Origin of the sequence: Bacillus sp. FSL R5-0447, from assembly GCF_038606125.1 — a bacterium.
GTDB classification, from domain to species: domain Bacteria; phylum Bacillota; class Bacilli; order Bacillales; family Bacillaceae; genus Bacillus; species Bacillus velezensis.
Genome location: NZ_CP152012.1, coordinates 1,952,606 through 1,967,463, shown reverse-complemented (window position 1 = coordinate 1,967,463; position 14,858 = coordinate 1,952,606). Strand labels below are relative to the sequence as shown.

Here is a 14,858-nt window from a genome sequence, read left to right as displayed (position 1 = left end):
ATGATAATTTTAGGTTATGAAAACAATAAATTTTATAACATTCATCAGTGCTTTAGTCTTGCTTGGGGGATGTTCATTTAACGAAGTAGAAACATCAGCTACGGGATTAGGAAAAGGAAGCAGTAAACAATACGAGCCGCTAATGATTGCACACAGAGGCGCATCGGAAATTGAGCCAGAGCATACCCTACTCTCTTATGAACGAGCAATAAAAGACAAAGCAGACTACATTGAAATTGATTTACGACAAACCAAAGACGGTCATCTAGTCGCAAACCATGACAAGACTGTTGATAGAACCACAAACGGCAAAGGAGAAGTTGAGGATCTTACACTAGATCAGATTAAAAAGCTACGTACTGGAAAAGGACAAAAGATATTAACTATTGAAGAGATCATTAAAAAATTTGGACAAACTACAAAATATTATATCGAGACTAGAACAAACAACAAAGGCAAATTAGTAATGGAGAAAAAATTAATTGACATACTCTCTAAATATAAACTAATCGCTAATAACAAAGTTGTTTTAGAGTCATTTAGTGACAAAAGTCTAAAGAAGTTACATAAGCTAGACAGCGATGTTCCTCTTGTTCAACTTTTGAAAGATGAAGATATTAAGCCTATGAGCAAATCAAAGCTAAACGAAATAAAAAAATATTCAAATGTTGTTGGGCCTAATGCCAAATTGGTTGATAAAGGTTTTGTTGATTTAGTCCACAAAAACAATATGAAAGTACATGTGTTTTTTAATGCTGATAGAGAAAGAACACTCACACCCAAAATGCTTAAGTTGAAAGTTGATGGACTTTTTACAAATAACCCAGCTTATACAGAAAAAGTTCTAAAAGAAGATTATAAATAAAATACAAGTTTTATTTAGACACCTCTCCCCTTTTGAGGTGTCTTTTTTAATGAGTTCAGAGGATATATAAGGAGGAAATGAGATGGCATCGAAAAAATTAAATCTTGGGTTGATCGAAGAAAGTGTAAGCAAATATGACAAGAAAGAACGAGTGCAACTTACTGATGACGTTCATGTTTATATTTACCCTTACTTCTCCCCTACCCGCTTAACCAAAATGCTTACTGAATTAATTACGGATCAAGAAGAGGCAAAAGAAGCTGGAATTAAGTTTGAAGATATTAATCCTGTTCAATGGGGATTCTTTTCATTAATTAAAGAATTTACAGACTTGGGTATTCCAAGTGATATCAAAAACAAAGTAAAGTGGTTTGTTAAGCTTGTGGACTCTGAATTTTTCCCATTGATTATTAGTAGTTTCCCTGAAGAAAGCATGAAGAAATTTAGAGAAGCAACAAAGATGATGCAAGAGAATTTAGACAAACTGTCAAACATATCTCAAGAAGAAATAAATGATCTTATCCTTAATAAGGTCGAAGAGATTGAAAATGAACAAGAGGCTGAATAATGGCCAAGAACATAAAAGAAATAGCAGCACTAATTGAATTTGCCGCAAAGCAAGCCGTTCAAAAGCAATCCAGCACAAAAAATACGATGATTAAAACGGGTCAAGAGCATGTGCAATCTGATGTATATGACACATACGACCCTCTTGCATATGAACGTACGTCTCTTTTGAAGGACTCCTTCGTCATTCAAAACGAATCTAACGGAATTTCATTAGACAATACTCGTGAAGACAACGGTAAGGATGTTGCCACGGTTGTTGAGACTGGTCAAGGATATACGTATCCAGATAAATACGGTTATGGTTATGGAAAACCTCGCCCATTTATGAAGAATACCGCTGAATCGTTAAAAGATGGGCGATTGGTTGCTGCTATGAAAAAAGATTTATATACAAGTGGTATTAAAACAGAATAACGGTGGTGTATTAATGGCCAGAGAAATAAAACAAAACATGATGCGCTCTAGAGCCGAAAAGTTGCCCGAAGTCACGGATGAAATGTGGGGTCAGGTTGATGACGAGCATAGAAGCTTAACTCAAGAGTTTCTTGACGCCCACTCATTCCGAGATAAAACCAGGAAGCAATACAACTCCTCTCTTCGTCAGTTCTTCTGGTGGGTGCACAATTCCTTGAATGGGAAGAAGCTTTACAAAATATCTAAAAGGGATTTCATCAGATATCAAAGCTTCCTGAAAAATAGAGGGATGTCTTCAAGTGGAATAGCTTTAAAAAAGGCTGGAGTATCTTCTTTAAATAACTACATTGAAAATGTTGTTGCTGAAGATGACGATAATTACAAATCATTCAGGAACTTTACAAGAGGTCTCCCTGCCATCCCTAAAACAACCACGTATGAAAAAGTAAAGGTTACTTACGATGAATACAGAACAATGATGAAAGTGCTTGAAGAAGATAAAAACTATTTGGGGATGGCTTGGTTAGCTACTGCCTTTAATGTAGGTGCCAGAAGAGCTGAAATCATTCAGTTTAAAACCGAAATCCTGAATTATGAGATACCTGAAGGCCGATCTTATGTCATGGCTCACAAAGTTCTCGGAAAAGGAAAAGGCGAAGGAAAACCCCTCGACTACATGATTAACACAGAAGCTCTGGAATATTTGAAGCTTTGGCATGAACAACGGGGATATGACCATGAATATCTATTTACTACACAGTACGGTGGCCAACCAAGACAAATGTCAGAGGGTTGGGCTGACTATTTTTGTTCTGATGTTCTTTCTGATATCCTCGGTCGCCGCATTAACCCTCACCTCTTTAAGGCCTCCTGTATTACTTACCTTCTTGAAGTTAAGAAAATTAAGATTGAGCTCGTGAGTAAATATGTTGCACAGCATAATGACGTGTCTACAACAATTAAGCATTACGACCTTCGTGATTTTAAAGAAGAAAAGAATCAAATCTTCTCGTAAACATTATGAGTCTCTTCAATCCTCACCAAAGTTCAATTGAGAATATGCAACAGCAAATTAATGAATTGAACGAAGCTGTAGCTGAATTAACTAGGCTGCTTGATACTAAAGCAGATAAGAATCAATTCGGGTCTAAACAGATTGATGAATCCAAGATCAGTGACGGTAAAGTTCTTGTTTACAATGCAAACACCGGTAAACTTGAATACGGAAAGATTAAGAAAAGCTTGTTGGGAGACATATCAATTGATTTGCTTTAGCGACATTCTTTATGAAATCCCTCTTTTATGCAGAATCAAAATCCTTCGATTGAGGGGTTTTGCTTATGGATAAAACCTTAAACTTATTTCCATATTTGACGATAATATGGAGAGGTGAAAAATATGAATAAGACCATACTTAAACACAATTTAGTACAGATGGATAGTCGTGACCTAATCAAATATATACAAAAGGAATTCCCCCACTCAGGCGAACCTTACTCAGAACAAAAACGCAAATTTCAAATCCTGAAATCACTTAATTCATCAGATTTAACTTTAGCTATTTCTCGTATGACTCGAATTGAAGCATCCTTCGATCATACAAAAATGTGGACAGTTGGAAGTGTGCTCATAGGAACATGCTTACTATCTCTCAGAATTATGTTTAGTTTTAATTTGCTTTGGTATATTCTAATCGCAACATCCATTTGCCTTCTCCTACTTTTCATTGTACGAAAGGATAGGGATATTGTTATTACTGCAACATATTTTAAAGAATTACTCGAGCAGATTAAGTCCGAAAAAGGAAAGTGACTCTCCCCTTTGTTGGTTCTACACTTTTGGAAATCATGGTATAATGTAGGAAAATAATACTGGTGGTGGTTGGATGATCTGGGCAATAGTTATTTTATTGATCATTGCTGCTTTTTTTATAATTGGAGACTTTGGAACAGACAAACAGAAAGAAATTGAGAAAAAAAAGTTGGTTGAAATTGAAGCTGCCGGGAACTTCCCTGCTCAGTACAAGGGCATTTTAAATCCAGATAAAACAACAAAACTTACATTGGTTGAACCAGAAGATAAATTTGCAATCCATATGTTCAATCAAAATGGAGAGCTAGAAGAAAAAATTATACCCTTTGAAAAAATCATTGAAGCTGAGGTTTCAATTGATGATAACACAGTTACAAAAGTGTCCAAAGGAAGTAAAATAGCAGGTGCTGTTGTTGGTGGGTTAGCAGCAGGAAGTATTGGAGCATTAGTTGGTGGGTTATCTTCTAATAAGACAGAAACAAAGTACTTCAAAAAAATTGATTTAAAATTAAAGCTCGATGATTTCTCCTCCCCTATTTACAGATTTGATTTTCTGCCAAGCAAAGATGAATTTGGCCTAGAAAATGTAAAAGGGTTTAAACAGGATGATCCAAAAGTTAAAGATGCATTATCAAAGGCTGAAATATGGCAAGGGATTATGGAGATAGCAATACGGAAAGCAAACAAAGTCGCTCAATAATGAGTGGCTTTTTTATATGCCCTAAAAATCACTCTCCCCTATTCGAAAGGATGTGACCTATATTTGAGTCAAAATTTAAAGATCATACTCACACCTAAAACTGATACTTCTTCAAAAACTGTCGAACAGTTAAATCAGCAAATTAAATCTCTAGAGAAAAAGCTTCGTTCCCTCAATTTAAAGACCAATATTGATGCCTCTGCTTTAAAGACTCTCAACGATTTCTCCTCTGCAGTTGACACTTATCAAAAACATCTCAAATCCTTCAATCAAACAGTTAAAGAAACCACAACGGTTACCAGAAATGCCGATGGCACTGTCGAAAAGCTGACGCAGCAATATAAGAAAAATGGCGAAATCATTCAGCGAGAAACAAAGACCATAGACAATCGTAATCAATCATTACGTGAACAAACGCAAGAAGTTAACAGGCTTGCTCAAGCGACAGAAAAGCTTGGTCAGGCACAGAAGAAAACAGAGCAAAAGAATGCTCAAGGACAAACGACGAGGGTTACTCAAAAGAACCGCAATGGCTTTGACGATATTACCTATACAACTGACCCAAAAACAAACGCTACAACGGCAAAAGTTACAACGAATTATGATCAGCAACGAAAAGCTATTGAACAATTAAAGCTGGATTTAGAAAAACTTAGACAGCAAGGAATTGTAACTGACACCACCCTCTCTTCCCTTGGACGGAAATTAAATACTGCTCAAACAGCACAACAAATTGAAGCATTACAAAACAGAATTAAAATGCTCGATGATAAGTCTGCTGCTGTGGCTAAAAATAATGAACTCCGAAAAACTATTGAGCTTTATCAACGCCAAGCGCAGGTAAACGCACAAAACCTTAATACGCGTTATGGCGATACGATGGGCGCTGGAAATAGACAAGCTATCCAAGAGTACCTCAATGCAGTTAATAGCCTTAATGTAAGTGCCGGCGGAAGCAATATCAGAGCTCAAATGCAAAGCTTGAACATGCAATACAGGGAATTGGCTTCAAATGCGCAAGCAGCAGCTAGTCAAGCCTCGTCTTTTGGTGCGGAGCTAACGCAAGCTTTCAAAAGTATGTCTACATATTTAATCTCTGGTTCTTTGTTCTACGGCGCTATATCTGGACTCAAGGAAATGGTATCTCAGGCTGTTGAAATTGATACTCTAATGACAAACATCAGACGTGTGATGAATGAGCCTGATTATAAGTACAATGAGCTACTCGAGGAATCAATAAACCTAGGAGACACCCTTTCAAACAAGATCACTGACATACTCCAAATGACTGGCGATTTCGGGCGAATGGGGTTCGATGAAAGTGAACTGTCCACTCTAACAAAAACCGCTCAGGTACTTCAAAACGTCTCTGACTTGACTCCTGACGACACAGTTAACACTTTAACTGCCGCAATGTTAAACTTCAATATTGCAGCTAATGATTCTATTTCAGTCGCAGATAAGCTAAATGAAGTAGATAACAACTATGCTGTAACCACTCTTGATCTAGCCAACTCAATTCGAAAAGCAGGAAGTACTGCTTCTACTTTTGGTGTTGAATTAAATGATTTAATTGGATACACTACAGCAATTGGAAGTACCACTCGTGAATCAGGAAACATTGTTGGTAACTCATTAAAGACGATTTTCGCACGAATTGGAAACAATGATAGCTCAATTAAAGCCTTAGAACAGATCGGAATTTCTGTAAAGACTGCGGGTGGAGAAGCTAAGTCAGCAAGTGACCTTATCGGCGAAGTTGCAGAAAAATGGGACACTCTGAGTGATGCTCAAAAGCAAAATACCTCAATAGGCGTAGCCGGTATTTATCAGCTTTCAAGATTTAATGCAATGATGAATAATTTCTCTATTGCCCAGAATGCCGCAACGACTGCCGCTAATTCCGCTGGGAGTGCATGGAGCGAGCAACAGAAATACGCAGACAGCTTACAGGCAAGATTAAACAGGTTGTCAAATGCATTTACAGAAATGTCGGTTGCCTCAAGTGAAGCTTTCATATCAGATAGCATTGTTGTTTTTGCAGATGCGCTTAAAGGTTTAATGCAAATAAGTGCCCAAATAACTAAATCAGTTGGACTTCTTCCCCAAGTTATAGGAGCCGCTACAGCTGCAGTTATGCTTTTCAACACTTCCCTCCGTACAAGTGCACTTACTTCAGGAATGACAATGGGAGCCACTCTTAAGAATTTAGCGCTCAACTTTAATGCTGTAACTGTAGGTGTAACTACTGCGTCTGCCAAAACAGTTATTTGGAATAGAATTGTAACTGCGTTTAGTACGTCCCTAGCCGGGCTTAAAAAAGTAGCAATGACTACTGGAGCATTCTTAGCGGGTAGTTTTCTTCCAATGGCTGCAATGGTTGGTCTTGGGGTAGTAATTGAAAAACTTATATCATCTTATTCAAAGCTAAAACAAGCTAAAGAGGATTTTGAGCAATCAAAGTCTACAAGTATTGAAGCAATTACAACGAATAAAGATGAAACTGACAAACTAATAAGTCAATATCAAGACCTTCAAAAAGCTAAGGAATCAGGCTCTTTATCACCTGAAAAAGAACAAGAATATCTACAAGTAACACAACAATTAGCACAAACATTTCCTATGCTGGTTTCTGGTTATGATTCTCAGGGCAATGCTATTATTAAAAACAATGAGGCATTAAAGGATGCCATTAAGTACACCGAAGACTTAGCCAAATTAAACAAAGAAGATATCAAAACAAGTACTAAAAGTGATTTCAAAGACCAGCTCAAAGAATTTGACAAATTAAGAGAACAGATCAATCAGTACGAGAAAATGGCAAATACGTACTCAAAAGGTAAATCTGTTTGGTCTTTCCTGGAGAATCCTTTCTCTAGTGATGATGATTACAAAAATGCAGGTGTTAAAGCAAAGGAAGAAATCAAAAAACTAGGCCAAAGTCTATCTGGTGTTCAGATTGAAATAAGAGAACAAGTTAAGAAAACTGTAGATGCTTATAACTCAATTAAGATTGACCCGAACATAAAGAAAGAAATTAACGATGCATTTAGTAAGATTGATTTTTCGCAGCTCAGCGCTGATGAACTAACCTCCTTTTCTAAAACTGTTTCTAATGACTTGGTAAGAATACAAGAAGCACTGAACTCTGGCGATAAAGACGGATTTGCTTCCGCATCTAAGAGCCTTCAGGAGCTTGTTAATCAATACATGAGCAGCAGTGACAAAACAGATAGCCTAACATTGTCTTATGATGACCTTAAAACTGCTATTGACTCTACAAATGATTCAGCAAAAACTGCAAAAGTAACATGGGATGAAAATGGTGAAGGTGTAGATGCATTAGGTGAGCAAGTCGGGAACTTATCTGACAAGCTCAAAGAAGTAAAAGGCGACGTCGAAGCAACATTAGATGTAATTGATGACCTGGTAAATTCCAAACAAAGCGATCACGCTGCTTCTGTCCTTCAAGAAGAAGGATATAACGAAGTTGCAGATAAAGTTTCAATTTACAATAACCTTCTTGAAAAAATGGCTGAAGGTAAAAGCATATCAGCTTCTGAAGCAATGAAACTTGTTCAGAAAGAAAAGAGTCTTTCAAAGGCAATTTCTGTTCAAAACGGCATGGTTAACATCAACCGGCAAGCTGTAATAAAAAGCAGAGATGAATTTGTTGCCTCCTATAAAGATAAAATTAAAGCTGTTAAGGAATTAATTTTAGCTCAAGCAAACGAATATACGGCTCAAATGTCGAAGAACCACTCTAAAGATCCGATTACTGTTAGCTCGTTGAAAGAAGCCAAACAGCAACTTGCTGAATTCAAAAATGCTTATGACAACGCCTTAAAGAACATTAACAATGGCGGTATTCAACATGTCAGTGGTGCTAAACAGAACTACGAAAACTATAAAAAGCTCGTAGATAGTCTTGAGAACATGAACAAGATTTTCGATATAACTTCATCTTCTCTCAACGAGGCTGGTACTTCTCTTGAGGACTACTCTGATGGCCAAGAGAAAGCTAATGAAGAAACTAAAACATCTATGTACGTGGCTGATAAATACAAGGAAGCTCTGGAGAAAGTCAACGCTGAAGTCGAAAAGTACAATAAGCAAGTAAACGACTATCCAAAGTATTCTCAAAGTTATCGAAATGCCCTGCAGAAAGAAATCAAAGCTCTCCAACAAAAGAAAAAGCTTATGCAGGAGCAAGCCAAACTCCTCAAGGATCAAATCAAGTCAGGGAACATTGCACAATACGGTATTGTGACCTCTTCCCTCTCAACTGGTTCATCTTCTGGTAGTTCTTATACTTCCGGTGGCGGGTCTTACTCCGGTAAATACTCCAGCTACATTAATTCTGCCGCAAGTAAATATGGTGTTGATCCAGCTCTAATTGCAGCTGTAATCCAGCAAGAATCAGGATTCAATGCAAGAGCCCGTTCTGGAGCAGGCGCAGCCGGATTAATGCAGTTGATGCCTTCAACTGCCAAAAGCTTAGGTGTAAACAATGTTTATGATCCTTATCAGAGCATTATGGGTGGCACGAAATATTTAGCCCAACAACTAAGCAAATTTGGTGGCAATGTTGAGAAAGCACTTGCTGCTTATAACGCAGGCCCTGGTAATGTGATTAAATATGGTGGAGTCCCTCCTTTCAAAGAAACGCAGAATTATGTTCAGAAGATCATGTCTAATTACACTAAGTCAATGACTTCTGCTAATTCCTCCATTGCAAGCTACTACACGAAGAACAGTGCGTTTAGAATAAGTTCTAAATATAATGCGCAAGATGGCGCTTACCGATCAACTCCACATAAAGGTATCGACTTTGCAGCAAAAGCTGGAACCGCAATTAAATCGGTTCAGAGTGGAAAAGTTCAAATTGCTGGTTATAGTAAGACTGCCGGTAACTGGGTTGTCATTCAGCAGGATGATGGAAAAGTTGCTAAGTATATGCATATGCTTGATACCCCTTCTGTTAAAGCCGGTCAAACTGTTAAAGCTGGTCAGACCATCGGTAAAGTTGGTAGTACGGGTAATTCAACAGGAAATCACCTTCATCTTCAAATTGAGGAAAACGGAAAGACTATTGACCCCGAGAAGTATTTAAAAGGTGTCGGTACATCTATTTCAGATGCATCCCAAGCCGAAGCAGAACGACAACAGGCAATAGCGCAAGCTAAATCCGACCTCCTCTCCCTCCAAGGTGATATTGACTCAGTAAACGATCAGATACAAGAGCTCAGATATGAGATCGTTCAATCGAAACTTGATGAATATGACAAGCGTATTGGTGATTTTGATGTAAGAATCGCTAAAGACAAAGCGCTCGCTAGTCATTATCTGAGCGACAGTAAAGAATTCCGCAAGTATACAAACGATCAGAAAAAAGCTTTAACTGAACAGCAAAAGATTCAGAGTCAGAAGGTTTCTTTCATTGAAAAAGAGATCAAAACAAACAAAACTCTGAATTCTGCTCAAAGAGCGCAACTTGCTGAAGAATTAAAACAAGCTAAGATTGATCTCATCAATTTCCAAGAAGAAGTAAGAGAACTTCAGGGACAGCTCATCCAATCTAAAGTTGATGAAACACTTAACGGTATAGAGAAATCAACCAAGAAAACTGAATCCAAGCTTAAAGATGTTGACAACAAGATTCAGATGACTACAGAAGACAAAGACAAAGTTAAGTACTACAGTCAGCAAGTCAAATTAGTACAGCAACAACAGGCTGAGGCCAAAAAATACATCAAGCAATTAGAGGAACAGAAAAAAGCAGCAAAGGGCTTTCCTGACATCCAGAAACAAATCACAGAGGAAATCGAAAATTGGAAAGATAAGCAGAAGGATTATAATCTTGAGCTTTATAACACCAAAAAATCGATCAAGGACATCTATAAATCTCTTGCTGATGAAGTTGTCTCCATCTACAAAGAGATGTACGAAAAGATGCGTGATATCGAATTAAAAGCGCACCAAAAAGCTACACAAGACTTGATTGATGAGATTGATAAAACTGATGATGAAGCTAAATTTCAAAAGCAGTTAAAAGAGAAACAAGATGGAATTCAGGAAATACAAGATAAACTAAACAAGCTTGCACTCGATGATTCCGAAAAAGGCAAGTCTGATTATAATGATCTGAAAAAGGAATTAGAAAAACAACAGATTGATTTAGATGAGTTTCTTAAAGATCGTGAGAACAGCAAACGAAAAGAATCGCTGCAGGATCAGCTTGAAAAAGATCAGGATGCCATAAATGACAAATATGATAACCTGACAAATGATGAAAGAGAATTCAAGAAAATTGAAGACAAACTCATGAACGGGAAAATCACTGACATCTCTAAGCAGCTTAATGAATTCTCTAAGTTCATTAACAGCAATATGGAGTCCATAGGAAAAAGCATCTCTAATAACCTTATCGATAAGCTTAAAGAAGCCTCTAATGCCCTTAATACTGTGACCAAAGGCAATAAAACTGGAAAAAAGGTATCTTCTTTTGCATCAGGCGGATATACAGGAACAGGACTAGGTGCAGGTAAGCTCGCCTTCCTTCATGATAAAGAGCTTATCCTAAATAAAACAGATACTGAAAATATGCTTGAAACTGTAAAGCAAGTTCGCAATCTGTCTGATAACGATTTGAATAATGAAACACCTAAATGGGGACAAGGTGGGAAATTAGCAGCCTTGATTAACAAAGGGATCACCTCTATTCCATCGATAATTCCGAATATTAACCAATCGAGCCTATCTAATAGTTTGATCCCGACTATTCAAAGCATTGGTAAACCGATTTCGACACTCAATAATACTAAGGAAACAACCAAAAACATCTCCCCTGTATTCAACAATCATGTTACATTACACGGGATTAATGATCCTAAACAGATTACTAATCAGGTAATGAAAGAACTAAACGAAAGACAAAAACAATATGGCATGGAATTTTAATCATTTAGAGTCGGTCTTAGAATCGGCTCTTTTATTTGGAGGTAGCTTATGTTTCGTGAAAAAATGTATTTCATGTATAACGGAAGACGATCAACCGACTTTGGCATAGTCAATTGTTCGGTTGATGACGGTTTATTTAGAGAAGAATTTTTAAGCAGCCGCTCAATAAATGAGACGTCAGTAGCAGGTATTGATATACCGCATTTTGAAGGAGTGAAACGAGAACCGAGACAGCTCAAACTCCGCTTTTGGATGAGTGAATCATGGGATGAAAAGAAAATTAGTGAAATTGTAGATTGGTTGGATGTTGATTACTATCAGCCGCTCTCCTTTATGCCTGAAGACTATGTTTATTATTGTCTCCCTGTAGATGTGACTGAAATAGTTCATAACGGCTTGAAAGAAGGGTATTTAGAGTTAAACATGAGATGTGATTCCCCTTATAAATATAGTCCCATTACTAGCCTACATCAAATCGTTAATGACTATAAAACTGTTGAGATAAGAAACACGGGCAGAATTAAAATAACCCCTGAAATCACAATAGTTAAAAAAGGTAACGGAGATATTACCTTATCCAATCTTTCTAACTTTAATGGAGAACCACTCACCATAACCAACCTTGAAGATGGGGAGAAAATTATGATTGATGGAGAGTATGAAACCATTCAGTCAGACAAATACGGCAATTCACGATATAAAAATTGTAATGAAGAGTATTTGTGGCTTGTATATGGAGTAAATAGAGTTAAAGTCGAAGGCGGATGTCACATAACCTTCACGTATCAATGCACACACAATTAAACGGAGGCTGGCTTATGAGAAAACGAATAAATAGAAATATTAAGGTCGATAAATTAAAGCTGTCATTAACAACCACAAATAAAATAAAAATAGCCAACGTCCTCCCCTTCTTTTCCGCCTCCACAACAGAAAATTTTGGGAGCGGCTATAATGAACTTTCATTTGAAATTCCGACAACTATTCTAAAACGTCATGTCAAGAAACGCAATCATATTGCGGATATTCTTAAAGTGGGATTCTTGATTAAAGCTAATTATAAAAATGAAGAACATTGGTATGTCATTACGAACGTGGATAGAAAACAAGCAAGCGATTCTAAACGGATAGGAGTAAGCTGTAAAAGTCTTCACTATCTCCTATACAGAAAGAAAATTGATGCGTATGAAAACTTATCTCGAAATCTAACTGAAGCTGCTAAGGATTGTTTAAAAACAACTGGATGGAATATTGGCTATGTTTATGAGGATTTTAATATTAAACGCCGCTCATTTGATGAAACCAGTACAAACCGGCTTGACCTTTTGTTTAAGATCGCTGAAACATTCGACGCAACATTGAAGTTTGACACTAAGAATGAAATTATACACTTCCATAAGAAAGAAGAGCTGTCCACATTTAAACATGTAAAGTTTAAACCAGGGCAATTTTTGATTGATGTTTCAGATCCGGACGACCTAGAAGAAGTTGTTACAAGACTTAGAGTTGTAGGTAAAGATGGAATTGGAATAAACTCAGTTAATCCAACAGGACAGCCCTATTTAGATGACTTTTCATTTTTCCTATACCCTTTTGAGCGTGATGAAAATAGAAATGTAATAAGATCAAGTGAACGAATAAGTGATGAACTGGCACATCGGATATTAGATTATAATGTGCTAATAAATGAGAATTCAACACGATTCAAAGCGCTTTTGAATGAAAAAACACAACTTGATAAACAAAGATCGCAATTAGAAGCAGAAAAAGCAGCACTTGAAATTGAAAGAAAACAGATTTTAGATAAGATTGAAGTTGCTAAGAGCGCAAAGGATCCAATTGATGATCTTAACAAACAACTGAGTGATAAACTTGTAGAGGTAAACAAAAACCAGAAAGAAATTGAAAATGTAATCAGCAGCATTGCGAAAAATGCAACTGACACTGAAAACCTTAGAGGATTGTTATCCCAAGAGAATTTTTTCGGGGAAAAGCTAATGAGTGAACTGTCCAAGATCACATATGAAGATACCTGGACGAATGACAATATCTTTGATGAATCTGATTTATATGAAGCTGGTCTAAAAGAAATGGCAACCAAAAGTTCTCCGCCCATTAATATAACAAACCTTAGCGTATACAACTTCTTCAAGTGCATTGATCATCAATTTTATTGGGATAAATTTGATCTAGGGGATATCGTTCAGGTTGTCAATGAAGAGCTCGGCATAAATGTAAAAGCAACGATAACGCAGATTGTCATTAATCATGATGATTCAACTATGGCATTGTCAATAACGAATGGTAAGCGTGCAGAAAGTGCCCTGGATAAACAAATCAAGTCCCGATACAAAACTCAAAAAGCAGCTTCCGAATTTAATCAAAGAAAACTGGACTACGAAAAAGTGTATTACAATTTCACGCAGAGAAATGATCAAATTTCTACTCCTGTTGATCCCCCTACCCTATCCTCTAAACAAACTTTGTCACACATTGTAAATGATAACGGTTCTGTTGACATTACGGTTGAGTGGGAATACCCCGATGATTACACAATTGATAAAAATAATATAGACGGCTTCAGAATAATTGCATATGCCAGCGATTTACCGGATCAATACATGTTTGGAGCAACAATGGCACATGAAAATAGCTTGACTGTTGATAGAGAAAAACGTAAAGCGGTTTTCACAAGCCTTACTCCTAACAAGTATTACACATTTGGAGTACAAGCATATAGAAGCGTTGATCCCAATATTGCTACTGATGGATATATTAGATCTGACATTGTAGTCTCAAGTGTTAAATCAGAAAACCCCTACCTCCCCTCTAATTCCGTTGAAGTGAAAGGAAGTCTCGATGGAAAAGTTAACGGACTTTATACAATATCTACAGAGACAAAGCCCATTGCGCCAGAAGCGGGAACGATTTGGATCGATCCAAAGACTAATAAACAAGAGCTTTTTAATGGCGAAGAGTGGATTGTGTCTTCTGCGGGATCGGCTGATTCATTAAATGGTTACACGACTTCAACGCTATCCACGCCTAATACAATACCTGTACGTAATGACCAAGGAATCATTACAGGTTCCATAGATGGCAACGCTGAGTTTCTTGGGGGTAAACTACACTCAGAATATGCGCTATCCTCTGATGTTCCTCAGATGGCCAAAGGAACGTATGTGGGTGATGGAACAATTAGTAAACAAATATTGCTGCCTTTCACTCCAACACATGTGAAAGTGTGGCCAGTGTCTTCTAATGATTCCATGCTATTAATTGATGAGACAGGAGGTTATACGTATCAGGTAAATGAAATGGGAATATCCCTAATTGGAGGAAACTCTACCTACGGAAGCATAAATGAACTAGGATTTATAACAGGCTCAGACAGTAATCAAAGAGGGAATAAATTAAACATCAAGTATATCTGGGAAGCATATAGGCATGTACAATAAACAGGCTTATCCTTATTGGATGCGTCTTTTTTTGATTTTACAATGGAAATATAAAGAAGTCGCTCCGTAATGTAGGTTA

At 37.1% G+C, this 14,858-nt stretch carries 9 protein-coding genes; all 9 read left to right on the top strand.

Annotation, left to right across the window (positions count from 1 at the left end):
• Nucleotides 1–16 precede the first annotated feature (16 nt).
• The 9 genes from NYE68_RS09690 (at nt 17) to NYE68_RS09650 (ending at nt 14,779) form a co-directional block, all read left to right on the top strand.
• Nucleotides 17–865, top strand: a complete 849-nt coding sequence (locus NYE68_RS09690; protein WP_342494085.1) for a glycerophosphodiester phosphodiesterase family protein — start codon at nt 17–19, stop codon at nt 863–865.
• 82 nt (nt 866–947) lie between these two features.
• Nucleotides 948–1,433: a hypothetical protein gene (locus tag NYE68_RS09685; RefSeq protein WP_053574393.1), complete on the top strand. Its 486-nt coding sequence runs from the start codon at nt 948–950 to the stop codon at nt 1,431–1,433.
• Nucleotides 1,433–1,849 carry a hypothetical protein gene (locus tag NYE68_RS09680; RefSeq protein WP_218791658.1) on the top strand — a complete coding sequence of 139 codons (417 nt, stop codon included), beginning with the start codon at nt 1,433–1,435 and terminating at the stop codon, nt 1,847–1,849. The genes NYE68_RS09685 and NYE68_RS09680 overlap by 1 nt, the downstream gene beginning before the upstream one ends.
• A 13-nt stretch (nt 1,850–1,862) precedes the next feature.
• Nucleotides 1,863–2,864, top strand: coding sequence for a site-specific integrase (locus tag NYE68_RS09675; protein ID WP_342494084.1), 1,002 nt, complete (start codon nt 1,863–1,865; stop codon nt 2,862–2,864).
• A gap of 44 nt (nt 2,865–2,908) precedes the next feature.
• On the top strand, nt 2,909–3,124 hold the full coding sequence (locus NYE68_RS09670; protein ID WP_218791657.1) for a hypothetical protein: 216 nt from the start codon (nt 2,909–2,911) through the stop codon (nt 3,122–3,124).
• Nucleotides 3,125–3,734: 610 nt separating this feature from the next.
• On the top strand, nt 3,735–4,361 hold the full coding sequence (locus tag NYE68_RS09665; RefSeq protein ID WP_342494083.1) for a hypothetical protein: 627 nt from the start codon (nt 3,735–3,737) through the stop codon (nt 4,359–4,361).
• A 63-nt stretch (nt 4,362–4,424) separates the two neighbouring features.
• On the top strand, nt 4,425–11,321 hold the full coding sequence (locus tag NYE68_RS09660) for a phage tail tape measure protein (RefSeq protein WP_342494082.1): 6,897 nt from the start codon (nt 4,425–4,427) through the stop codon (nt 11,319–11,321).
• Between the two features lie 48 nt (nt 11,322–11,369).
• A complete protein-coding gene (locus tag NYE68_RS09655; protein ID WP_199022539.1) occupies nt 11,370–12,125 on the top strand; it encodes a phage tail domain-containing protein in 756 nt (251 codons plus the stop codon).
• Between the two features lie 14 nt (nt 12,126–12,139).
• Nucleotides 12,140–14,779 carry a phage tail protein gene (locus tag NYE68_RS09650; RefSeq protein ID WP_342494081.1) on the top strand — a complete coding sequence of 880 codons (2,640 nt, stop codon included), beginning with the start codon at nt 12,140–12,142 and terminating at the stop codon, nt 14,777–14,779.
• The last annotated feature ends 79 nt before the right edge of the window (nt 14,780–14,858 follow it).

What these genes read in the sequence shown, in the direction of transcription:
- NYE68_RS09690 (WP_342494085.1), top strand. Translation starts at nt 17, where the DNA reads ATGAAAACAATAAATTTTATAACATTCATCAGTGCTTTAGTCTTGCTT.
- NYE68_RS09685 (WP_053574393.1), top strand. Translation starts at nt 948, where the DNA reads ATGGCATCGAAAAAATTAAATCTTGGGTTGATCGAAGAAAGTGTAAGC.
- NYE68_RS09680 (WP_218791658.1), top strand. Translation starts at nt 1,433, where the DNA reads ATGGCCAAGAACATAAAAGAAATAGCAGCACTAATTGAATTTGCCGCA.
- NYE68_RS09675 (WP_342494084.1), top strand. Translation starts at nt 1,863, where the DNA reads ATGGCCAGAGAAATAAAACAAAACATGATGCGCTCTAGAGCCGAAAAG.
- NYE68_RS09670 (WP_218791657.1), top strand. Translation starts at nt 2,909, where the DNA reads ATGCAACAGCAAATTAATGAATTGAACGAAGCTGTAGCTGAATTAACT.
- NYE68_RS09665 (WP_342494083.1), top strand. Translation starts at nt 3,735, where the DNA reads ATGATCTGGGCAATAGTTATTTTATTGATCATTGCTGCTTTTTTTATA.
- NYE68_RS09655 (WP_199022539.1), top strand. Translation starts at nt 11,370, where the DNA reads ATGTTTCGTGAAAAAATGTATTTCATGTATAACGGAAGACGATCAACC.
- NYE68_RS09650 (WP_342494081.1), top strand. Translation starts at nt 12,140, where the DNA reads ATGAGAAAACGAATAAATAGAAATATTAAGGTCGATAAATTAAAGCTG.